Source organism: Mycobacterium sp. NBC_00419 (assembly GCF_036023875.1).
Classification (GTDB): domain Bacteria; phylum Actinomycetota; class Actinomycetes; order Mycobacteriales; family Mycobacteriaceae; genus Mycobacterium.
Map to the genome: position 1 here is coordinate 87,389 of NZ_CP107931.1, position 21,870 is coordinate 109,258.

Annotated in this window: 19 protein-coding genes and 1 pseudogene; 13 read left to right on the forward strand and 7 right to left on the reverse strand. The window is 68.3% G+C overall.

The genetic code is table 11. From position 1 onward, the window contains the following. Positions 1 to 116: 116 nt before the first annotated feature. Positions 117 to 1,580, reverse strand: coding sequence for an HNH endonuclease signature motif containing protein (locus tag OG976_RS00475; protein ID WP_328356386.1), 1,464 nt, complete (start codon positions 1,578 to 1,580; stop codon positions 117 to 119). Positions 1,581 to 1,649: 69 nt separating this feature from the next. Beyond that, entirely contained in the window at positions 1,650 to 2,912 is a 1,263-nt protein-coding gene (locus tag OG976_RS00480; protein WP_328356389.1) for an amidohydrolase family protein, read from the reverse strand. 25 nt (positions 2,913 to 2,937) lie between these two features. Here OG976_RS00480 and OG976_RS00485 point away from each other — a divergent pair, with 25 nt between their 5' ends. The 6 genes from OG976_RS00485 (at position 2,938) to OG976_RS00510 (ending at position 8,321) form a co-directional block, all read left to right on the forward strand. Beyond that, positions 2,938 to 3,798 (forward strand): AraC family transcriptional regulator, encoded by an 861-nt coding sequence (locus OG976_RS00485; RefSeq protein WP_328356392.1) that lies wholly within the window; start codon positions 2,938 to 2,940, stop codon positions 3,796 to 3,798. Between the two features lie 302 nt (positions 3,799 to 4,100). Further along, on the forward strand, positions 4,101 to 4,607 hold the full coding sequence (locus OG976_RS00490) for a hypothetical protein (RefSeq protein ID WP_328356394.1): 507 nt from the start codon (positions 4,101 to 4,103) through the stop codon (positions 4,605 to 4,607). Positions 4,608 to 4,653: 46 nt separating this feature from the next. After that, the gene (locus OG976_RS00495; RefSeq protein ID WP_328356397.1) at positions 4,654 to 6,117 is read left to right on the forward strand and encodes an amidase; all 1,464 of its coding nucleotides are present in this window, start codon (positions 4,654 to 4,656) and stop codon (positions 6,115 to 6,117) included. Positions 6,118 to 6,175: 58 nt separating this feature from the next. Further along, a complete protein-coding gene (locus OG976_RS00500) occupies positions 6,176 to 7,090 on the forward strand; it encodes an alpha/beta fold hydrolase (RefSeq protein ID WP_328356400.1) in 915 nt (304 codons plus the stop codon). Then, on the forward strand, positions 7,074 to 7,880 hold the full coding sequence (locus OG976_RS00505) for a M15 family metallopeptidase (RefSeq protein ID WP_328356403.1): 807 nt from the start codon (positions 7,074 to 7,076) through the stop codon (positions 7,878 to 7,880). The genes OG976_RS00500 and OG976_RS00505 overlap by 17 nt, the downstream gene beginning before the upstream one ends. Before the next feature lie 168 nt (positions 7,881 to 8,048). Then, positions 8,049 to 8,321 (forward strand): hypothetical protein, encoded by a 273-nt coding sequence (locus OG976_RS00510; protein WP_328356406.1) that lies wholly within the window; start codon positions 8,049 to 8,051, stop codon positions 8,319 to 8,321. Here OG976_RS00510 and OG976_RS00515 read toward each other — a convergent pair. Genes OG976_RS00515 through OG976_RS00525 form a run of 3 tightly spaced genes read right to left on the reverse strand, consistent with a single transcriptional unit; the run spans position 8,314 to position 10,765 of the window. Then, the gene (locus OG976_RS00515) at positions 8,314 to 9,597 is read right to left on the reverse strand and encodes a competence/damage-inducible protein A (RefSeq protein WP_328356409.1); all 1,284 of its coding nucleotides are present in this window, start codon (positions 9,595 to 9,597) and stop codon (positions 8,314 to 8,316) included. The genes OG976_RS00510 and OG976_RS00515 overlap by 8 nt on opposite strands. Positions 9,598 to 9,628: 31 nt before the next feature. Then, positions 9,629 to 10,087, reverse strand: coding sequence for a hypothetical protein (locus tag OG976_RS00520; protein WP_328356412.1), 459 nt, complete (start codon positions 10,085 to 10,087; stop codon positions 9,629 to 9,631). Between the two features lie 12 nt (positions 10,088 to 10,099). Beyond that, on the reverse strand, positions 10,100 to 10,765 hold the full coding sequence (locus tag OG976_RS00525) for a GNAT family N-acetyltransferase (RefSeq protein ID WP_328356415.1): 666 nt from the start codon (positions 10,763 to 10,765) through the stop codon (positions 10,100 to 10,102). A 209-nt stretch (positions 10,766 to 10,974) separates the two neighbouring features. Between OG976_RS00525 and OG976_RS00530 the strand changes: the two genes are divergently transcribed. After that, positions 10,975 to 13,728 carry a glycoside hydrolase family 2 protein gene (locus OG976_RS00530; protein WP_328356418.1) on the forward strand — a complete coding sequence of 918 codons (2,754 nt, stop codon included), beginning with the start codon at positions 10,975 to 10,977 and terminating at the stop codon, positions 13,726 to 13,728. A 70-nt stretch (positions 13,729 to 13,798) separates the two neighbouring features. Next, positions 13,799 to 14,698 carry a DMT family transporter gene (locus OG976_RS00535; protein WP_328356421.1) on the forward strand — a complete coding sequence of 300 codons (900 nt, stop codon included), beginning with the start codon at positions 13,799 to 13,801 and terminating at the stop codon, positions 14,696 to 14,698. Between the two features lie 10 nt (positions 14,699 to 14,708). Here the strand turns inward: OG976_RS00535 and OG976_RS00540 are convergent. Beyond that, positions 14,709 to 14,957, reverse strand: a pseudogene (locus OG976_RS00540) (PPOX class F420-dependent enzyme); the annotation flags it as partial. 57 nt (positions 14,958 to 15,014) lie between these two features. Here OG976_RS00540 and OG976_RS00545 point away from each other — a divergent pair. From OG976_RS00545 to OG976_RS00560, 4 genes are read left to right on the forward strand one after another with little or no spacing between them, the layout of a single operon-like run. After that, a complete protein-coding gene (locus tag OG976_RS00545) occupies positions 15,015 to 16,439 on the forward strand; it encodes an FGGY family carbohydrate kinase (protein ID WP_328364054.1) in 1,425 nt (474 codons plus the stop codon). Beyond that, positions 16,436 to 17,809, forward strand: coding sequence for an NAD(P)/FAD-dependent oxidoreductase (locus tag OG976_RS00550; protein WP_328356424.1), 1,374 nt, complete (start codon positions 16,436 to 16,438; stop codon positions 17,807 to 17,809). The genes OG976_RS00545 and OG976_RS00550 overlap by 4 nt, the downstream gene beginning before the upstream one ends. After that, positions 17,806 to 19,035: an NAD(P)/FAD-dependent oxidoreductase gene (locus OG976_RS00555; RefSeq protein WP_328356427.1), complete on the forward strand. Its 1,230-nt coding sequence runs from the start codon at positions 17,806 to 17,808 to the stop codon at positions 19,033 to 19,035. Before OG976_RS00550 ends, OG976_RS00555 begins: the two co-directional genes overlap by 4 nt. A gap of 26 nt (positions 19,036 to 19,061) precedes the next feature. Continuing rightward, entirely contained in the window at positions 19,062 to 19,883 is an 822-nt protein-coding gene (locus OG976_RS00560; protein ID WP_328364057.1) for an HAD family hydrolase, read from the forward strand. A gap of 5 nt (positions 19,884 to 19,888) precedes the next feature. Here the strand turns inward: OG976_RS00560 and OG976_RS00565 are convergent, their stop codons facing one another. Beyond that, on the reverse strand, positions 19,889 to 20,632 hold the full coding sequence (locus OG976_RS00565; RefSeq protein ID WP_328356430.1) for a glucose 1-dehydrogenase: 744 nt from the start codon (positions 20,630 to 20,632) through the stop codon (positions 19,889 to 19,891). A gap of 105 nt (positions 20,633 to 20,737) precedes the next feature. On the opposite strand from OG976_RS00565, the gene OG976_RS00570 reads away from it, so the two are divergent. After that, on the forward strand, positions 20,738 to 21,814 hold the full coding sequence (locus OG976_RS00570; RefSeq protein ID WP_328356433.1) for an NAD(P)H-dependent amine dehydrogenase family protein: 1,077 nt from the start codon (positions 20,738 to 20,740) through the stop codon (positions 21,812 to 21,814). Positions 21,815 to 21,870: the final 56 nt, after the last annotated feature.

Here is a 21,870-nt window from a genome sequence, read left to right on the forward strand (position 1 = left end):
GAACTCGTTTCACGGGTTTTCCCTTCGCTCTGTGCGTCGCCCAGTTGGCGCCGTCAGGAGCAAGTACAGGTTGCGGCCGCGGCTACCGATACCAAACTTCTTGGTCCGTAGGGCTCTCAGAAGGGCGGCGGATCCTCGTCGGGACGTGGTGAAGTCGTACCGAAGGCGTTGTCGGCGTGAACGGTGGGTCTTCGGTTGTGAGCACGTTCGGCAGCGATGCGAGCGGCCCGGTTCTGATCCCGGGTTCGCGTGCGGATGGGCATCATCGTGGTGCGCTCGCCGGAGCGATCGTCGTCGGGCCGGACCGACCGCGACGTGATGTCACCCGTGGGGTCGCATAGTCGGGGGAATAGCACTGCGCTACCCGGCGTGGTGACATATCTGCGACCACTGGGAAGTGTCCAGACCACGGTCCCGTCCGGTAATTGTCGGTCGAGCCAACCCCAGAAAGTCTTCAACAAATGGTGAACACGGCACAGGCATTTGATGTTGGAGGCGTGCGTGGGTCCAGCCGGCCACGGGATCGTATGGTCGAGGTCGCAATGGGTTGCCGGCCGATCACAACCGGGTGCTCGGCAGGTCAGATCGCGCGCACGTACGAAGTCGGCCAGCGCCGTCGAGGGCCGATACCCGCGCTCAGGGCACGCGTCGGCGGGATTCATTAGCGGCCGCACCCGCGCCTGCCTGGCCAACTCGGCGACCAACTCCGCGGACACCAGCGTGCCGGATCCCAAGAGATAGGCCGGCTTGTCTGACCGGTCTTCCACGCTGGACTGTTCGGCGACGATGTGGATCACCACCCCGCTGCTCGCCGGAGATTGTCCAGCCGGGCATTCCGCACTCCCGCACCGGCACGCCAGCCGATCCATCCCCACCGCCAGCGCACCCAGGGCGTCGGCGCGACGCTGGTCGACCGTGCGCGGATCATCCGCGCACACCGTCCGCGCGAGTGCGTCGAGCCGGTTGTCGAGGGCGGCGGCATCGGTGTTCATCAACGCCCCGGTCAGCTCCGCGGTGCCGTCACCCTTGTCCGACAACGTCACCCGCCGACCCAGGGCCTTTTCCTGAGCTTGGCGGACGGCATCGCGATCATGGCGGGCGATGACCTGATCGATCATGGTCGCCAGCCGGCCTCTGGTCATCGACGGCCACTGGGCCACCAGCGCGGCGAGCTCATGGTCCACCTCGGCAGTGACGGTGGCGTCCGTGATCAGCTCGGTGCGGTAGTAGATCGTCTGGAACACACCCATGTCGATATCGCCGGCGAGGAACACCTCGCTGACGGCCGGCAGCGTCAGCATGCCCAGTGCGTATGTCATGTAACTGCCGGCTTTGGCCAAGCTGATCCTTAATGCCGAAGCGACCTCCGCACCGACGGCTGCCCAGGTGTCGACGGCCCAGTCCGCACGCTCGCCACGCTCAGCGCGCCGCAACTCGAACAACTCGCAGATCGCCCGCAATCGCAAGGCGGCAGCGCGGTTCTCAGCCCGCGAGGCCAACCCGATCTGCGTGATCAGCCCGCGAGACTGCGCCGTATCCGACGGCGCGAAGTAGTCGTAGTGCGGACTTCGTGCGAACATGCGTTCGAGTATGCCACTACCCCACGACAAGATCAGGGCACAACGGCGCCGCCGCGGCCAACCCCCTGCTCAGGCCTTGGCGAGCTGCTTCTGCGCGTAGCGGGCAGCCCACTCGCTGCGCGAGCGGATCGAGACGTCGACGTCGGTGGCCTTGGCGCGCAGGGCGCCGACGCCGGCCTGCTCCTTGGGCGTGCGGGCGAATGGATCCCAGCTGAAGAACCGGCAGGCGTTGCGCCAGGTGATCTTGTCGATGTCGGCGTCGTCGGCGCCTGCGGCAGTCAGTTCGGCCAGAACCTGCTCGGGAGCATCCGGCCAGAAGCAGTCCGAGTGCGGGTAGTCGCACTCCCAGGCGATGATGTCGATGCCGATCTCGTGGCGCAGCTTCAGCGACGTCTTGTCGGTGACGTAGCAGGCCAGCGAGTGTTCCCGGAAGACGTCGCTGGGCATCTTGTCGCCGAAGTCGCGGCGTAGCCATTTCTGGTTGGTGTAGTGGCGATCGCAGCGGTCCAGGTAAAACGGGATCCAGCCGATGCCGCCCTCGGAGAAGGCGAATTTCAAGTCGGGATAGTTGCGCATCGCCGGGCCCCACAGCAGATCCTGCGCACACATCGCCGAGATCTGGGTGGCCAGGATGATCAGGTTGTCGATCGGTGCGTTGGGCGCCATGCTGATCGCCCCGAAGCCGGTGCCGATGTGCAGGCACATGACCACGTTGCACTCCGAGAGCGTCCGGAACACCGGCCCCCAGTAGTCGTCGTCGTGGTAGCTCGGAAGTCCTTCCAGGTGAGGCAGTTCCGGCATGGTGACCGCCCGGCAGCCCTTGGCGGCCACCCGGCGAATCTCGGCGCACATCCCCTCGGGCGTCCACGTCGGCAGGATCGCGATCGGGATGAAGCGGTCCGGGTAGGAACCGGCCCACTCGTCGATATGCCAGTCGTTGTAGGCCGACACCATGACCAGGGTGACGTCTTCGCGTGTCATGTTCAGGTGCCGGGCGGAGAAGCCGGTGAACGTCGGGAAGCACATCGAGGCCAGGATGCCGTTGCGATTCATATCGCGGACTCGCTCGTGCACGTCGTAGACGCCCGGGCGCATCTCGGCGAAGCCGGCCGGGTCGCGGCCCCACTCCTCGGCCGGCCAGGACACCACGGCGTTGAGTCCGCTGACACCCTGCGGGCGACCCTGATACATCCACTGATCGACGCCGCGATCGTCGGTCACGACGATCGGGGCCTCGGGCTTGTACTTGGCCGGGACGTGGTTGAGGAACATGTCGGGCGGTTCGACCACGTGGTCATCGATGCTCACCAGAATCAGGTCGTCGACATTCATGGCCTCAGTTGTACCCTCGATAATCGTGACCGTCTCCGCACATTCGGCCAGAGACTTGGCCCAAACGGCCAGAATTAGGCCGGGCTCCACACCGGCCAACGTTGCCCAGATCGAACTGCGGCGCGGTGGCCGGGTCCTGGCCGGAAGCTATCTGTACGAAGGTGACCTACTGGTGACCGGATGGCACGTCCACGACGTTCACCAGATTGAGTACGCCATCGGCGGGGTGGTGGAGGTGGAGACCGCAGCCGCGCACTATCTTCTGCCGCCGCAGCAGGCGGCGTGGATTCCGGCCGGCCTGCAACACCAGGCGACGATGAACCCTTCGGTCAAGACGTTGGCGGTGATGTTCGACCCGTCGGTGATGTCCAACCCCGGGGACCGGGCGCGCATCCTGGCAGTGTCCCCGCTGCTGCGCGAGATGCTGCTCTATGCGATGCGCTGGCCGATCGCCCGGGCGGCAGGTGACGCGGTGTCCGACTCGTTCTTCGTCACCCTGGCCAACCTGGTGGCCGAGGCGCTGGATCATGAAGCGCCACTGAGCCTTCCGACGTCCGAGGACCCCGTTGTCGCCGCCGCGATGGCCTATACCAAGGAGCACCTGCAGTCGGTCAGCCTCGAGCAGGTGTGCCGTGCCGTCGCGGTATCCGAGCGCACGCTGCGTCGTCAATTCCAGAGTGAGGCCGGATTGTCCTGGCGCACTTATCTTCTGCACGCACGGATGCTGCGCGCCATGGCCCTGCTCGCGGCCCCTGGTCAGCGGGTGGCGCAGGCCGCCTCGGCCGTGGGCTTCGACAGCGTCGGGTCATTCACCCGGGCGTTCACCCAGTTCTGCGGCGAGACGCCGTCGTCATACCGGTCCAGAGTCAACAAGACCGCCCTCTGAGGACCCCGCCCGGCGGGCCGCCCGAGCGTGCCAGCGCAACCGCAGGATCAGCAGCCCGCGATGCGCCTCGAATCCCACCGACAGCGGGTCGCGCAACACCGATGACCGGTGCCGCCGTGTTGATGCCATGGGCCCAGTGAACCGCAGTCGGGCGAACCGATGTTGTCGTGCAGGTGGCCGGTGTCGTGCCGGTGCGCGACGACCCGTCGGAGCCGCGGGCCGCCGAGGGCACCCCAGCGGGCTCGCAGCCACCACCCAGCTTCTTCGCAGAAACTGCCTCTAGCCTGTGGTTTCGCGTCCCGATGACTGTGACGCAGCTGGTGGAGATGGGCACGGGAGGCACACACGTGAACAAGGTCATCGGGCTTGGGCTTGGCGCCTTCGCCCTTACTGCGGTATCGGTCACATTCGTCGGCACAGGCGTCGCAGCCGCCGACGACTACGCGGGCAAGTCCTACTCGGATGCGTCCTCAGCCATCAGCGGCGCCGGGCAGAAGGCGGTGATCGCGTCATCGGTCGGCGACTCCGTCGGCGAGGGTGACTGCGTGGTGACGCGCTCGCAGAAGGCGCCCTGGCTCAAGGGTGACAACTTCAGCCCGGTCACCGACACCGTCCTGCTGTTCTTGAACTGCAACGCCAAGCTGGCCTCGGCAGGCAAGCCGGGCAACTCGCTGGCGAGCCCGGAGGGCGCGGCCGAGAAGGCCACCGAGGATGCGCAGGCCGCCCAGGAGCAACAACAAGCTGCTCAGCAGGCCGCCAGTGACCAGAGCCAGTCCAGCGAATTGCTCGACGCCAACAACAAGCACTGACGTCTCGGGTTGCCGCCGCGGTCGCAGGCGGCAAGGATCGCGGGCAATGGATGCCATATTCGCCGCCGAACTAGCGGACCTCGATGCGATCGGCCAAGCCGAGCTGGCCGCGGCCGGTGAGGTGTCCGCAGTCGAATTGCTCGACGCCGCGATCTGGCGGCTGGAAGCTGCGCGCCGGCTCAATGCCGTCATCACCGACCTCTTCGACCGGGGCCGCGAGCAGGCCGCGACCCTCGACGAGTCCGGGGTGTTGCGAACCGGTGCGGCCGGCCCGCTGGCCGGAGTTCCCTTCCTGCTCAAGGATCTTGGCGCCTCGCTGGCCGGCGCGCCCGAGGCGATGGGCAGCCGGGCACTGCGCACCTATGTCGCCGACCAGACCGCCTGGCTCGTCGAGCGCTATCTGGATGCCGGTCTGGTGGTGTTCGGCAAGACCAACACACCGGAGTGGGGAAACCACTGCACCACTGAGCCTTCGCTGTTCGGTCCGACCGTCAACCCGTGGTCACCGGCCATCACACCGGGCGGCTCGTCGGGCGGGTCGGCCTCAGCCGTGGCGGCCGGGGTCGTACCCGCGGCTTCCGGCGGCGACGGCACCGGCTCGATCCGAGTGCCCGCGTCGTGTTGCGGGCTGGTCGGGCTCAAACCACGCCGTGCACGCACGTCGTTCGCACCGGGCGGGCACAGCCTGGAAGGGCTGGCCGTCGAACACGCACTGACCCGGACCGTGCGCGACAGTGCGGCACTGCTGGACGCGGTCACCGGATCCGCGCCAGGCGACCCGTACAACGCGGCCCTGCCCGCGCAGCCGTTCGCCGCCGCGATCCGCCATGCCCCTACGGCCCAGCGGATCCTGGTCAGCACGCAGTCGCCGTTCCCGGGCCCCGGCACCGACCCGCTGGTGGCGGCCGCAGTCGAGGCCGCCGCAGGCGCACTGGAGAACCTGGGCCACCGGATCGCACCGGGTGCCCCGGCCTTCGACGCCGACGCGGTGGCCGACGCCATCGCCGTCCTGCACAACGTGAGCAACGTGCAGCTGTACAACCTCGCGACGGCCCATCTGGGCCGCGAGCCGCGCGAGGACGAATTCGAGCCGAGCAGCTGGGTGATGATGCGCGAAGGCTTCACCACCACCGGCGTCGCCTACGCCGACGCCATCGACTCGCTGCACGGTCAGACGCGGCGTTTCGCGGCCGGGATGGCCGGTTACGACGTGCTGCTGACGCCGACGCTGCTGGCCCCGCCGCCGCCCTATCGGGTACTCGACCAACCGCGTGGCACCACCCGGGCGTTCTTCGACGTCGAGTTCGCCCACACCGGATGGACGACGATGGCCAACGTCACCGGATGGGCCTCCATTTCGCTGCCGCTGGCCGCCACCCCCGACGGCCTCCCGATCGGGGTGTTGCTCACCGCACCCGAGGAGACGGTGCTGCTCCAGCTGGCCGCTCAGTTGGAGATCGCGCTGCCGTGGGCGGGCCGCCGGCCCCCGGGCTGGCTGGGCCGGAACTGAGTTCTGCTGTCCGGTGAACTTGTGCGGGGCCGTGTGGTGCGCGTGCGACACTGAGCCCATGGCTGTCTCTATCGCCCGCCCGAAGCTGGAAGGCAACATCGCCGTCGGCGAGGCCCGCCAGATCGGCTTCGCCGAGTTCGGTGATCCGCAGGGGCGCGCCGTGTTCTGGTTGCACGGCACTCCCGGTGCGCGCCGCCAGATCCCTATGGAGGCGCGGGTGTTCGCTGAGCAGCGCGGCATCCGGCTCATCGGCATCGACCGGCCCGGGATCGGCTCCTCGACGCCGTTCCAGTACGACAACGTGCTGTCGTTCGCCAACGACTTCACCACCATCGCCGACACCCTCGGTGTGGACAAGATGGCAGTCGTCGGACTGTCCGGCGGCGGCCCCTACACCCTGGGCTGCGCGGCCGCCCTGCCCGAGCGGATCGTGGCCGCCGGCGTCCTCGGCGGTGTCGCCCCGACGGTGGGGCCCGACGCGATCGGCGGCGGTCTGATGGCGCTCGGGTCGGTCGTCGCTCCGCTCATCGAGGTGGCCGGCGGGCCCATCCGGCTGGCCGCCAGCACCTTCATCCGGCTGGTCCGTCCGGTCGCCGGACCGGCCCTCTACATCTACGCCGGCATCTCACCGGAGGCCGACCGCAAGATGCTGGTGCGTCCGGAGTTCAAGGCGATGTTCCTCGACGACCTTCTCAACGGGAGCCGAAAGCAGCTGGCGGCGCCGTTCGCCGACATCGTGGTGTTCGCCCGCGACTGGGGCTTCCGGCTCGACGAGGTCAAGGTGCCGGTCCGGTGGTGGCACGGCGACCGCGACCACATCGTCCCGTTCGCCCACGGCCGCCATGTCGTCGACGCCCTGCCCGACGCCGAACTGCACCGACTTCCCGGGGAAAGCCACCTTGCCGGCCTCGGGCGCGCCGAGGATATTCTGGGTACGATGCTCGACTTCTGGGATCGTGACGAAAAGCGCTGAGCGCAAGCATCTTTGGCTGATTGCGGTCGCGACGGCCTTTGCCGTGGTGGCCTCGCCGACTGCGCTGGCCCAACCTGATCCCGCCGCGCCGGCCGACTTCGTGGCCCTGCAGGACGTCGACCCGTCGATCCTGCAGGAGATGCGGTACTTCACCGCGCACAACTTCACCGGCGATCCGGTCGACGGCTATCGCAGCCCGACGTGCATCCTGACCCGGGATGCCGCCGGCGCACTACGCCGCGCCCAACAAGGCTTCCTCGAGCGCGGCTACAGCCTCAAGGTCTACGACTGCTATCGCCCGCAACGCGCCGTCAACGACTTCGTCGCGTGGGCAAGAGATCTCGCCGATCAGCGGATGAAGCCGGAGTTCTATCCCCGGGTGGACAAGTCCGTGCTGTTCGCTGACGGCTACATCGCCGAGAAGTCCGGGCACAGCCGTGGAAGCACCGTGGACCTCACTCTGGTCGCGCTGCCCGCGGCGACCGAGGCGCCCTACGCTGCGGATCAACCGCTGTTGGATTGTGCTGCGCCACAGGCTATCCGATTCCCCGACAATTCAGTCGACATGGGTACCGGATTCGACTGTTTCGATACTCTCGCCCACACCCTCGACCCGCGGGTGGGCGGCGATGAACTCAAGAACCGGCTGCTTCTCAAAGAAGGTCTCGAACATCAGGGCTTCGTCAATTACGACCAGGAGTGGTGGCACTTCACCTTCCAGCCGGAGCCCTACCCTGATACCTACTTCGACTTTCCGGTCGACCCCTCGGTGTCAGCCGGAATCCGTTGAGCGCCTGCTAATCCGACCTTTCGTCGGTTTGTCATGGCGAACGTCCCGCCTACAGTGGGCCACAAGCCTCTGGTCGCCGCCCGTCGCGGCGCGGCAGTGTGGGCCCGTACTGAAGCAACCGGTGCATCGACGGCGTTCTCGTCGCACCGCCGTCGAAAGGCTCTCCAGATGACCCAGTTCGCTGACGAGCGCGACTATGCCTGGCGGATGATCCGCGCGGCCCGTCGCGCACAGGCCGCCGACATCCGGACCGAGGGCGCCCACGTCTGCCGCGATGAGATCGTCCAACTGCTCGACGCAGCCCTGGATGCAGGCCTCGATCGGGTCGAGATCGTCGTCGAGCTGGCCCACCTCGGCGGCCGGTTCTTCGGATTGTGTGATCTGGAGTCCCCCGTGGCCCGCGGCGGCGACATCGACGACGCCGCGATCTGCCTCAACTGAAGGTCGGACCGGTCTCGCCGCGCAGCGTCCGGCGCAGCATGTGCATCGCCACCGTCGTGGACCGTTCCCGAATATCCGAACGCTCCCCCGGCAGACGCACCGATCGGCTCACCGTGGTGCCGTCGGAGAGTCGCACGCAGAACCACACCGTGCCCACCGGCTTGTCCGGTGTCCCACCGCCCGGGCCCGCGACGCCGGTGATCGAGACCGCGGTGTCGGCGCCGAACCGGTCCAGCGCACCCGCGGCCATCGCCTCGGCGACTTCCTGGGACACCGCCCCGTGGGTGTCGATGAGGGCGGCGTCGACTCCGAGCAGATCTGTCTTGGCCTCGTTGGCGTAGGCCACGACTCCGCCGGCGACATAGTCCGACGAGCCGGGGCGGTCAGTCAGGCGGGCGGCCAGCATCCCTGCGGTGCACGACTCGGCCGTGGCGATCCGCCGTCCGGCCAGCAGCGCCGCCACCTGGTCGTCGACCAGCGAGCCGTCCTCGGAGAACACCATCGCGCCGTGTCGCTCGCGGACCAGCGTCATCAGTCGGTCGTAGACCGCCGCACTGTGCGGTTCGTAGCGGGTGACCATCTCGACCTCGCCGCGGCGCAGGCAGGTGGTGATCTCCAGGTCGGTGAAGTCACCGATGGTGCGCTCGGCCTCCCGCAGCGTTTCGGCGAGGCCGGACTCGGCCAGCCCGAACATGCGGACGGTGTCCTGGTGATACACGGTCCGTCCGGCGATGGCGTTCTGGACGACACCGCTGGCGACGGCGTTCGGCCACATCGCCTGCAGTTCACGCGGCGGGCCGGGCAGCACCAGCACCGTAGGCGTGCCGGGCACCACCACACCCGGTGCGGTGCCGACCGGGTCGATGACCTCGGCGCCCGCGGGCACCATGGCCTGCTTGCGGTTTGCGGCCATGACGGCGTCGAAGTCGACCCCGGTGTAGCGGGCCATCAGTGCTTTGAGGATCGCCGCGATCTTGGCTTCCAGTTCGGTGTCGAGGATCAGGTCCCGCCCGCAGAATCGCGCCACCGTCTCGACCGTCATGTCGTCGGCGGTCGGGCCCAGCCCGCCGGTGGTGACGATCAGGTCGACACCTTCAGCGGCCAGGAATCGCAACTGGGCTTCGATATCGGCGGCACGGTCACCGCAGATCGTGATGTGGGCCAGTTCGACGCCCAACTCCAGCAGCCGGTCGGCGACCCACGGACCGTTGCGGTCGGCCACCCGCCCGGTCAGCACCTCGGTACCGGTCACCACGATTCCCGCGCGTGCGCTCATAGGTGCGAGATTACGCAGCGCCGCTGCGCGGTCAGGAGTGGGCCGGGGCGACACCGGACGCGTCGGCCAGCGCCTGTAACCAGGTCGGCAGATCCGTGACGTAGAAGCCGATCTCACCGGCCGCCGTGGCGACCACCAGATGGGTGTAGCCGCCGGCCACACTGGCCTTGAACACTGTGGACTGGCGCAGGCCGGTGATCGCATCGAGGGGAATCTCCACGGTCACCCCGGTGAGCGTGACGAACACCAATCGCCTGCGGGTCAGCGCGATCCGGCCGTTGTTCTTGACGACCGGATATCCGGGCGCCGTGGCGCCCCGGTACACGCCCTTCTCGAACGGGCGGAGGATCCCCTCGGCCTCGATCTGGCTGGTCAGCTCCGCTGCCGCAGCCCGGTACCGCCGCCGGTAGACCAGCACGACGACCAGGGCGACGAGGCCGAACGCCGCCACGACGGCGGCGATGACTGCGGCGACCTGCACGTTGGACATCGGTTCGGGCCGTCAGCCCTGAGTGCTGCCAGGCGTACGGATCACCAGCGGAACCGCCGGGAAGCAGGCCGCCATCTCCGAGCGTGACCTGCGCAGTGCGGCGGTGCCGTAACCCTTCTTGCGGTGCTCCGGGTGAATCCAGATCCGGACGTTGACCTCGCCCTCGACGAGCTCGCCGAAGACCAGCCCGACCTTCTCGTCACCGTCGACGGCCACGAACCAGGCCGCCTCCTCGGCACTCAAACGATCACGCGCCGAACGGATTTCGTCATCGAGGTCGCCGGCGGGCGAACCCGAACCGTCGCCGGCGGCGCCGATCTCGTCGGTGCGGGTGGCGAACAGGTCGCGGTCGTCGGCGTGGGAGAACGGGCGCAGCTGCAGGCTGTCGTCGGAACTCGCCGGGCGCTCACCGAGGGTGAAGCTCAGCTGGCTGTTGAGGTCCTCGATCTCCTGGGCGATCCGGCGCCGCGAATCCTTGGTCAGCTGGTCGAAGGACATCCCGATGACCGCTTCACCACCTCGTCGTGAGGTGCCCAGCAGGGCGGTGATCTGCTCGACCGCCGAGGCGCGGTCGGCGGAGTCCACGATGGCGTCGAGCACGTCGTGCCTGCGCTCCAGGGCGGTCAGCAGGGCATCGGCGATCTCGCGGCGAGCGGCGGCGCGGTCTTGGTCGGTCATGGCGTAAGCCTAGTTCGACGGCTGAGTCTGGGCGGCCGCCTCCCTGCAACTCGTAACCGCGAGGACAGATCGGGTGATCCCTGTGCCGAGCCCCACATAAACCAGTCCGGGCGCGCCCGGTTGGGCTCTGCCAAGATGTACCCCGCGACAAGGTGGCGTTTGCCGTGCCGTTGTCGTCTCGCAAACTCGATGCAAGGAGTCAGACGACGGTGGCGAAGAGGCTCGGAGCGATCCTCCTCGTCGTGCTCCTGCTGGTGTGCGCCGGAGACCTCGGTGTCGTCGCCCGACCAGCGCCGTCGGCCGCCCAGGACATCGAGCTGGCCACCGGCTGGACACTGAGCTCGGCGAGCAAGCTCGACGCCGACGGGGCCACGGTGTCGGTGGCCGGTTACGACGATTCACGCTGGCACCCGATCAAGCGGATGCCGGCCACCGTGCTGCAGATCCTCCAGGACGACGGCGTCTATCCCAACCTGTATTACGGCAAGAATCTGCTCAAGGATGTTCCGCAGGATCTCTACAAACAGGACTGGTGGTATCGCACCACCTTCGACGCCCCCGCCAATCAGCAGACCTATGTGCTGGACTTCCCCGGGATCAACTACCGCGCCGACATCTGGCTCAACGGTCGTCGGGTGGCCGACAACCGTCAGATCGTCGGCATGTACAACGACCACGAACTCGACGTCACCGCCGCGATCCGCCGCGGTCAGCCCAACACGCTGGCCGTCAAGGTCACCCCGGAACGGGCGATCCAGGACGTCGACGGTGTCGAACTCGCCGACAGCTGGTACGACTGGATCAACTGGCGCTATCTGGGCTATCAGGGGCCCGACAAGAACCCGGCCAACGGCAACTCGTTCGTCCCCGACCGCAATGCGGGCATCTGGAAGCCCGTGCACCTCAAGACATCCGGTGCCGTGCAGATCGGCTCGGCGACGGTCAACTCCGAGTTGCCCCTGCCCGACACCGACCGCGCCCGCCTGACCGTGTACGCCGGACTGCACAACTACTCCACCGACCGGGTACGCGGGGTGGTGCGCGCGACCATCACCCGCGACGGCAAGGCGCCCATCCACGTCGACGAGCCGGTATCGCTGCAACCCGGCGAAGACCGCGAAATCTCCTTCACCCCTGATCGATTCGCCGCGCTGAACGTCGCCAATCCCGATCTGTGGTGGCCCTACACGATGGGCCCGCCCAACCTGTACGACCTGAAGCTGGAGTTCGTGCAGAACAGTGTCGCCACCGACGTCGCCACCTCGAAGTTCGGCATCCGCAGCATCACCCAGAGCCGCGACAGCGACGACTCCTTCGCCGAACTGGGCACCGGCGGCAACTTCTACCTCAAGGTCAACGGCAGGGACTTCCTGGTGCGCGGGGCCACCTACACCCCCGATCTGCTCTTCAAATACGACCCCGACCGGGATGCGGCGATCCTGCGCTACGTCAAGGATCTCGGACTGAACATGTTGCGGCTGGAGTCCAAGATCTCCTCGGCCCGGTTCGTCGAGATGGCCGACGAGATGGGCATCCCGCTGATGTACGGCTGGATGTGCTGTAACCAGTGGGAGAAGTGGCAGCAGTGGGATGACGAGGACCGCCGCGTCGCCCAGGAGAGCATGCGCTCCCAGATCGACATGCTGCGCTCGCATCCGTCGGTGTTCATCTGGGCCAACGGCAGCGACGGACGTCCGCCGGCCGGGGTGCTGGCCGACTACCACCGCATCCTCGACGACCTGCATTGGCAGAACGCGACCGTCGACACCGTGTCGTCATTCGCCCGCGATGCGGGCGGGCGGCCGCAGTGGGACGGCATCCAGATGGCCGGCCCCTACAGCTGGCGCCCGCCGTCGTACTGGTTCAGCGGCCGCTACGGCGCGGCCCGCGGGTCCTCGGCGGAGCAGGGCGACAACGAGCACATCCCGCCCTATGCCAGCCTGCGCAAGTTCATCCCGCCGGACAAGATGTGGCCGATCAACGACACCTGGTTCTTCCACGCCGGGTCCGGGCCGCAGAACTCTCAACTGGTCAACGTCCGACGCGTCATCGACCGCCGCTACGGTCCGTCGGTCAATGCCGAGATGTTCGCCAACAAGGCGCAACTGGCCCACTACGAGGCCACCCGGGCGCAGTTCGAGTCCTTCGCCGCCAACGGCTGGGACGGCCACAAGATGACGATCTACTGGATGCTCAACAGCCACTGGCCGTCGTTCTTCGGCAACATCTTCGACTACTACCTGCGCCCCGGCGGTGCCTACTACGGCGCCAAGAAGGGTTTGGCGCCGCTGTCGGTGGTGTTCGACTCCTATGCCACCGGCAACCACCGCCAGGCCAGGGTGACCGTCGTCAACCAGACACCGGATAAGCGCGAGAACATGCGGGTCCGGGTGCGCACGTATGACCTGGCGGGCAAGCTTCGCGACGACCGGGCCGCCGACGACGTCACCGTCGACTCCGGCGGGGCCGTGCAGGCGATGACGCTGCCGCCCGGGCCTGCCGACTCGCCGGTGTTCTTCGTCCGGTGTGAACTGCTCGACTCATCCGGAGCTGTCGTCGCGAACAACGTCTACTGGCAGTCCCAGCAGGTCGATGACGTGGGGCCGTCGGCCAACGACGCCGCATTCGATTCCAGGCAGGTCAGCTGGGCCGATATGACCGCGCTGAACTACCTGCCCAAGGTGCCGCTGGACATCAGCGCCCGGGCAGCCGCGGGCGGCCGCGACGTCACCGTGCAGCTGCACAACCCGACGACCAAGATCGCCTTCTTCGAGCGGGCCGAACTGCTGACCGGCCCGCTGTCCGATGAGATCCTGCCGATCCAGTACGACGACAACTACGTGACCGTCTTCCCCGGCGAGACCGTCGACATCACCGCAACCGTGCCCGACTCCGGTCCCCCGGCACAATGGGTGAGAGTGACCGGATACAACAGCGCTCCGGTCGTCGTGCAAGTGCGCTGAGGCTCGCTATTCGGCAGTGTGCCCTAGGGTCGGGGTTCGGACGCCACCGTCGTGGAAGGGATTGAGGACATTGCTGCAGCACGCACTCGTTGTGGCAGCTGCCCTCGCCGGCGCGGTGTTCGCCGCTATCGGCATCGTCGTGCGCCAGCGAGCCACCATGGACGTCCCCGCCGACCAGGGCGTCAGCGCCGTGATGGTGACCACGCTGCTCCGCCGCCGGCTGTGGTGGGCCGGCACAGCCGCGGCGGGCACCGGCTATGCGTTCCAGGCGGTGGCCCTGGCGTACGGGTCGATCCTGCTGGTCGCCCCGCTGCTGGTGTCGGCGTTGTTGTTCGCCCTGCCGCTCAGTGCGCGGTTGGCACACCGCCGCGTCACCCGCTCGGAGTGGGGCTGGGCAGTGCTGCTGACCCTGTCGCTCGGGGTGTTCGTTGCGCTGGCCCGCACGGAGCCCGGTGACTACGAAGGCTCGGCGCTGACCGCGGTGATCGCGGCCGGTATCTGTGTGCTGTTCGTCGCGGGCTGCCTGCTGGTGGCGCTGCGGCTCTCGGACTGGCGCCGGGCACTGATGCTGGCCGTCGGCGTCGGCGTGCTCTTCGGTGTGGTGGCCGTGCTCACCAAGCTCGTGATGCACCTCGTCACCGAAGGCAACCTGGCGCGGGTAATGGCCTCACCGGTGTTCTACCTGCTGGTCGTCGTCGGTGTGATCGCGACGCTGCTGCAGCAGTCGGCCTTTCACGCCGGCTCGCTGCGCGCCTCGGTGCCCGCCATGCTGGTGCTCGAACCCGTAGTGGCGGTGCTGCTCGGTGAGGTGGTTCTCGGCGAGCACCTGGCAGTGAGCAAGCCGGTCGCCGTCGCTCTGCTGATCGCGGCGGGCACCATGGCCGCGGCCACCATCGCGCTGGGCCGTGACGAGGGCGCCTGGGAAGACGAGCTGGAAGCCGCCAAGGCCGGAGCCGAGCCCCGGACCTGACCCGGGGTTGTCAGGCCCAGGGTCCGACACCGCCCACCGCGTCGATGCGGATCCGGGTGAGATATCCGGGCGGCGCATCCTTGGGCGGAAATTCGACGCCGTCGGCCTTGACCATCGTGGCGGCGAGCTCGGTGAGCAGCTCCGGTGCCCCGCCTTCGACGACGCGGGCGGTACCGGTCACCCACAGATACGGCGTCATGACCGCGCCCGGCTCAGGAGCGACGATGGTCAGCGCGACGCGGCCGTCGCGGCGGGCGTCGCTGTCCAACGCTTGCCGCCGCGAGTAATTCCCGGGTGCCGTGGTTGTATGTCTGACGTGACCGTCCTTGCCATCGACCAGGGGACGTCGGGCACCAAGGCCATCGTCGTCGACCCCGATGCCGGAGTGGTCGGGCTGGCCGAGGTGCCGGTACACCCGCGCTACCTCGATGACGGCGGAGTCGAGCAGGATGCCCAGGAACTACTCGATTCGGTGCTGACGGCGGGGCGTGCGGCGGTCGCCGAAGCCGGCCGGCCGATCGAGGTTGTGTCCCTTGCTAATCAGGGCGAGACGGTGCTGGCCTGGGACCCTGCCACCGGACGGCCGCTGACCCCCGCGGTGGTCTGGCAGGACCGCCGCGCGCAGGCCCTGTGCGCCGAACTGGCCGGGCACGCCGACGAGATCGCGGCACGCACCGGACTGGTGCTCGATCCCTACTTCTCCGCCCCCAAGATGGCCTGGCTGCGTCGTCACCGCGAAACCGCCGGTGTGGTGACCACATCGGATTCCTGGCTGCTGCATCAACTCACCGGTGAGTTCGTCACAGACGCCACCACGGCCAGCCGATCACTGCTGGTGGAACTGGGCGCCCAGCAGTTCGACGGGGATCTGCTGCGATTGTTCGGCCTGGCGGACGAAGCCCTGCCCCGCATCGTCGGCAACGACGAAATAATCGGCACCACAACATGTTTCGGTGCTGACGTTCCGGTCGGCGGAATCGTCGTCGATCAGCAGGCCGCGCTGCTCGCACAAGCCTGCCTGCAGCCCGGGATGGCCAAGTGCACGTTCGGCACCGGCGCGTTCCTGTTGGCCAACACCGGTTCGGATCCGGTGCGCTCGACCTCGGGGCTGACGACTTCGGTGGCATGGCGGATCGGTGGCACCGACACCTTCTGCGTCGACGGGCAGGTGTACACCGCCGCATCAGCGGTGCGCTGGCTGGCCTCGCTGGGGGTGATCGCCGGGGCCGAGGACCTGGATGCTGTCGCCGCGGCCGACAGCCAGGGTGTGCTCTGCGTCCCGGCGTTGGCCGGCCTCGCGGCCCCGTGGTGGCAATCCGGAGCTACCGCAACGATTTCCGGGCTCACGCTCGCCAGTGGGCCCGGGCACCTCGTGCTGGCGGTGCTGCAGGGCATCGCCGCCCAGATCGCAGAGTTGGCCTCTGCCATCGGAACCGACACCGGCGCGCCGCTGACCCGGCTGCGGGTCGACGGCGGCCTGACCAAGTCGGCGGTGCTCATGCAGGCCACCGCCGACATCCTGCAGGTGCCGGTGGACGTCTACCCGTCGGCGCACGCAACCGCGCTGGGAGCGGCGGCGCTGGCCCGGTTGAGTCTGCATCCGGCGCAGGGGCTGGACTCCGTCGTCGCGCCCTGGACCCCGCCAGCCTCCTTCGAACCCCGATGGACGCAGGATCGCGCCGACGAATTCCGTTGCCGGTGGCGCGAACTCGCCGAGACCACCTTCGGGAACCCGGCATGACCCCGGTCTACGACGTCGCCGTCATCGGAGCCGGCATCGTCGGCTCGGCGATCGCCCGTGAACTGGCCGGCCACCGACTGTCGGTGGCACTACTCGATGCCCGCGACGACGTCGGTGACGGCACCAGCAAGGCCAACACCGCGATCCTGCACACCGGCTTCGACGCCAAGCCCGCAACCCTGGAGTCCCGGCTGGTCCGGCGGGGCTATCAGCTGCTCTCGCAGTATGCCGAACCGACCGGGATTCCGATCGAACGCACCGGCGCAGTCCTGGTCGCCTGGGACGACGAACAGCTCGCCACCCTCCCCTCGCTCAAGGCGCAGGCCGAAGCCAACGAGTACTCGGAGTGCGAACTCGTCGACGCCGCAACGGTGTACCGCCTCGTCCCGGACCTCGGACCCGGGGCGCTGGGTGGCCTGACCGTCCCCGGTGAGTCGATCATCTGCACCTGGACGGTCAACCTGGCACTGGCCACCGACGCGGTGAACCGCGGTGCGGCACTGCATCGGGGACATCGGGTCGAATCGGTGAGCGCCGGGCCCGATCACACCACCCTGCACACCACCGCCGGTCCGGTCAGCACCCGATGGGTGGTCAACGCTGCCGGGCTCGGCGCCGACCGGCTCGACGCCCAGTTCGGCTATTCGCGTTTCACCGTCACACCGCGGCGCGGGGAGCTCATCGTCTACGACAAGCTCGCCCGGCCTCTGGTGGACACCATCGTGCTGCCGGTGCCGACCTCCCGCGGCAAGGGTGTCCTGATCAGCCCGACCATCTACGGCAATGTGATGCTCGGCCCGACCTCGGAGGACCTGACCGACCGCGGCGCCACCGCGACCAGTACAGCCGGCCTGGAATCGTTGCTGGACAAGGGCAGTCGGCTGATGCCCAGACTGCTGCAGGAGGAAATCACCGCAACCTATGCCGGATTGCGGGCGGCCATCGACGCGGGCGACTATCTGATCGAGGCCGACCCGGTCCAGCGCTACCTACTGGTCGGCGGCATCCGCTCCACCGGGCTCACTGCCGGCATGGCCATCGCCGAACATTCAGCCGGCCTGCTCGAGCAGGCCGGGCTGGCGATGGCGCCCCGGGACGATCTGCCCGCGGCGCCGCGGATGCCGAATCTCGGCGAAGCCTTCCCCCGGCCCTACCAGGATGCGGCCGCGATCAGCGCCGACCCCGCCTACGGGCGGATCGTCTGCTTCTGTGAGCGGGTCACCGAAGGCGAACTTCGCGACGCCCGCCGCTCGGTCATCCCGCCGATGGACCTCGACGGCCTGCGCCGGCGCACCCGGGTGCTCAACGGCCGTTGTCAGGGATTCTTCTGCGGCGCGCAGGTTTCGCGGTGGTTCGAGGAGCCGCGGTGAGCGCCGACGTCGCCATCATAGGCGCCGGCCCGTCCGGGCTGACCGCTGCCGCTGAGCTCGCCGGCAGCGGACTGAAAGTGATTGTGCTGGAACGAGAGTCGATGGCCGGTGGCATACCCCGGCACAGCGATCACCTGGGCTACGGCATCCGTGATCTGCGCACGGTCATCAGCGGTCCACAGTACGCGCGGCGACTGGTCGCCCAAGCGATCGAGGCCGGCGCCGAGATCCGCACCGAGACGACGGTCACGGACTGGGCCGGTGATCACGCGCTGCACACCACCTCGCCGCGCGGCCGGGAAACGGTCGGGGCCCGGGCGGTGGTGCTGGCCACCGGCGCCCGCGAACGGCCCAGACCCGCCCGACTGATCGCCGGTGACCGGCCGGCCGGTGTCTACACCACGGGGCACCTGCAGAACCTGGTGACCATCCAGGGCGGCACCGTCGGCCGTCGCGCTGTCGTGGTTGGCGCCGAACTGGTCAGCTATTCGGCGGTTCTCACCCTGCGTCACGCCGGCTGCCGCACCGCCCTGATGACCACCGTGCATCACCGGCCCGAGTCGTACACGGGGTTGAGCGCCGCGGCCCGGATCGGGCTTGGCCTGACGGTGGCCACGCGCACCCGAGTCACGCGGATCGTCGGCTCCGCCACCGTGCGCGCGGTGGAGATCGAGAACATCGACACCGGTGCCCGGCGGATCGTGGACTGCGACACCGTGGTCCTGACCGGGGACTGGGTTCCCGACCACGAACTGGCCCGCACGGCCGGCCTGGCCCTCGACGAGCACAGCCGCGGACCGCTGGTCGACACCGCGCTGCGCACCAGCCGGGCGGGCGTGTTCGCCATCGGCAACCTGGTGCACCCGGTGGACACCGCGGACGTCGCCGCGCTCGACGGCCGGCACGTGGCCGCCCAGGTCCACGCATTCCTGGACGGCCGTGTCCCGTCGAGCCTCGCCACTCGTTTGCTGGCCGAGCCGCCGCTGCGCTGGATAAGCCCCGGGCTGATGCGTCCTGACGACGTCGCACCGGCCCGCGACCGGTTGCTTGCCTGGACCAACACGTTGGTGCGTTTCCCCACTGTCATCGCACGTCAGGGCGGTGTCGAGGTGGGCAGGCGGCGTCTGGCGTGGCCGGCTTCGCCGGGTCGTATCGTCCGGATTCCGGCCGGCCTGGTGGCCGGAGCCAGGCCAGGCGGCGAACCGGTGATCCTGTCGCTGGGTTGAGCCTCGGTCATGATGGTGGGGTGATCTTGTCAGCGGACCCCGTCGCGCAGATCACCGGCAGTCCGCAGGGACCGGCGGTCGGGGCCTTCTTCGACCTTGACGGCACCCTGGTGGCCGGCTTCACCGCGACGGCGCATGCCAGCGACCGCATCCGCCGCGGACAGGCCCGCGCCGGTGAGGTGCTCGGTGTCCTGGAGGCCTCGCTGCGCTACAAGCTGGGCCGCATGCAGTTCGAGCGGCTGCTGGTTCGGGCTGCGGGGTATCTGCGCGGCGAGTCACTGGCCGACCTCGACGTCGTCGGCGAGCGGCTCTACGTCGAGCAGGTGGCCCACCGGGTCTATCCGCAGATGCGCCAGATCGTCGCCGCCCACCAAGACCGCGGCCACACCGTGGTACTCAGTTCCTCGGCACTGACCATCCACGCTGAGCCGGTGGCCCGCGCGCTGGGCATCACCAATGTCGTGTGCAACACCTTCGACCTCGACGAGGCCGGGATGCTCACCGGGCAGATATCCAAGCCGATCGTCTGGGGCCGGCAGAAAGCGGCTGCCGTGCAACGGTTTTGCGACGCCAACCAGGTGGATCTGGCGCGCAGCTACTTCTATGCCGACGGCGACGAAGACGCCCATCTGATGGCGCTGGTCGGGCATCCCCGGCCGGTCAACCCGCGCCCGGGCCTGGCGGCCAAGGCCGCGGCTCAGGACTGGCCGGTGCTGCGGCTGTCCATTCCCGGCCGGCCCGGTGCGGCGGCCAATGCGCTGGGGCACCTTCCGGCGCTGGGCCGGGCCGCCATCGGGGCGGCGTTCAGCTCGCTGGCGTTGCGGACCCGCCGCAATCCCAAGGGCTGAAAAAATCAGGGCAGCGCGCGGTGCGGAACGTCGGTGATCAGACCACCGTCGACAACGAACTCCGAGCCGGTCGAGAAGGACGACTCGTCGCTGGCCAGGAAGACGATGAAGGTGGCGACTTCTTCGGGCTTGCCGGGACGGCCCATCGGTGCACCGACCATGTCGTCGGGAAAGTGCTTGGTCATCGGGGTGCGGATGAAGCCGGGGTGCACCGAGTTGACCCGGATGTTGTCGGAGGCCAGTTCCAGCGCGGCCGACTTCGTCAGGCCACGCAGGGCCCACTTGGAGGCGACGTAGCTGTGCACCCAGGACGCACCGCGCATGCCTTCGATCGAGGAGACGTTGATGATGGACCCGCCGCCGGCGGCCTTCATCGGCTCCAGCACGGCTTTGATGCCCAGCATCGCGCCGGTGAGGTTGACGGCCAGCACGCGGTTCCACTTATCGACGTCGATCGACTTCAGTGGTGAGACCTGCACGATGCCGGCATTGTTCACCAGGACGTTGACCTTGCCGAAGGCGCTCAGGGCGGTGTCGACGGCGGCCTGCCACTCGTCGACCTCGGTCACGTCGAGGTGCACGTAGCGCGCGGCGTCGCCGAGCTCGTCGGCCAGTTGCTGGCCCTTCTCGTCGAGGATGTCGCCGATGACCACCTTGGCGCCTTCGGCGACGAGCATCCGCGCGTCGGCCGCGCCCATCCCCTGGGCTCCACCGGTGATGATTGCCACTTTGTCAGCTACGCGTCCCATGACGCGACAGGCTACCTCAGCGGTCTCGGCGAAATAGAACCTGTTCCAGTTCCGCCGCCGAGTGCGCATACTGTGTCGACACCTTCACCGTCGCGAGGAGAACGAATGGCTATCCGCGTCGCTCACATCGGCACCGGAAACGTCGGGCGCCTGGCCCTGTCCGAACTGATCAGCAATCCGGGGTTCGAGTTGACCGGACTGTGTGTGTCGGCCGACGAGAAAGTGGGCAAGGACGCGGGCGAACTCGCCGGGCTTGATGTGACGACCGGCATCCTGGCCACCAAGGACCTCGACGCCGTGCTGGCCACTCGTCCCGACTGCGCGGTGTATTGCGCCATGGGCGACAACCGGATGCCGCAGGCGATGGCCGATGTCTACAAGATCGCCGCCGCGGGCATCAACGTGGTGGGCACCTCCCCCGGTGTCCTGCAGTACCCCTGGGGTGTCATGCCCGACAAGTACATCGCACCACTGGAAGAAGCTGCGCGGCAAGGTGATTCGAGTATCTACATCAACGGGGTGGATCCGGGCTTCATCACCGACCTGATCCCGTTGGCGTTCGCCAGCACCTGCGCGAGCATCACGCAGGTGCGCTGCATGGAGATCGCCGACTACGCCACCTACGACGGCGCGACGGTGATGTTCGACGTGATGGGCTTCGGCCAGCCGCTCGACGAGGTGCCCATGCTGTTCCAGCCGGGCGTGCTCAGCGTCGCGTGGGGCTGCGCGATCCGTCAGCTGGCCGACGGCCTCAACCTCGAATTGGACTCGATCACCGAGAGTTACGAACGCGAACCCGCCCCAGAGGCCTTCGACATCGCGGCCGGCCATATCCCCAAGGGCGGCGTGGCCGCGGTCCGCTTCGAGATCAAGGGCATGGTCGGCGACCACGCCGCGATCGTGGTCGAACACGTCACCCGGGTGCGCGGTGACCTGCGGCCGGACTGGGCGCAGCCCGCGCAGGAGGGCGGCTCCTACCGTGTCGAGATCACCGGTGAGCCGTCCTACGTCGTCGACATCTGCCCGACGAGCACCAAGGGCGACCACAATCACGCGGCCATCGCCGCGGGCGCCGCTCGCGTCGTCAACGCCATCCCGGCCGTGATCGCCGCCCCGGCCGGGCTGCGCACCACGTTGAACCTGCCGCTGGTGTCCGAGGTGGAGTTGTTCTCCGCGCCGTAGCGGGCCGGGGGCGTTTGGCGTCATCGGCGGTTGGGTAGACACCGCTGCGATTCGTC

Bases quoted from the DNA above. Each gene is read 5' to 3' on its own strand.
- OG976_RS00475 (WP_328356386.1), bottom strand. From the start codon at position 1,580: ATGTTCGCACGAAGTCCGCACTACGACTACTTCGCGCCGTCGGATACG.
- OG976_RS00480 (WP_328356389.1), bottom strand. From the start codon at position 2,912: ATGAATGTCGACGACCTGATTCTGGTGAGCATCGATGACCACGTGGTC.
- OG976_RS00490 (WP_328356394.1), top strand. From the start codon at position 4,101: ATGACTGTGACGCAGCTGGTGGAGATGGGCACGGGAGGCACACACGTG.
- OG976_RS00495 (WP_328356397.1), top strand. From the start codon at position 4,654: ATGGATGCCATATTCGCCGCCGAACTAGCGGACCTCGATGCGATCGGC.
- OG976_RS00500 (WP_328356400.1), top strand. From the start codon at position 6,176: ATGGCTGTCTCTATCGCCCGCCCGAAGCTGGAAGGCAACATCGCCGTC.
- OG976_RS00510 (WP_328356406.1), top strand. From the start codon at position 8,049: ATGACCCAGTTCGCTGACGAGCGCGACTATGCCTGGCGGATGATCCGC.
- OG976_RS00515 (WP_328356409.1), bottom strand. From the start codon at position 9,597: ATGAGCGCACGCGCGGGAATCGTGGTGACCGGTACCGAGGTGCTGACC.
- OG976_RS00520 (WP_328356412.1), bottom strand. From the start codon at position 10,087: ATGTCCAACGTGCAGGTCGCCGCAGTCATCGCCGCCGTCGTGGCGGCG.
- OG976_RS00525 (WP_328356415.1), bottom strand. From the start codon at position 10,765: ATGACCGACCAAGACCGCGCCGCCGCTCGCCGCGAGATCGCCGATGCC.
- OG976_RS00550 (WP_328356424.1), top strand. From the start codon at position 16,436: ATGACCCCGGTCTACGACGTCGCCGTCATCGGAGCCGGCATCGTCGGC.
- OG976_RS00565 (WP_328356430.1), bottom strand. From the start codon at position 20,632: ATGGGACGCGTAGCTGACAAAGTGGCAATCATCACCGGTGGAGCCCAG.
- OG976_RS00570 (WP_328356433.1), top strand. From the start codon at position 20,738: ATGGCTATCCGCGTCGCTCACATCGGCACCGGAAACGTCGGGCGCCTG.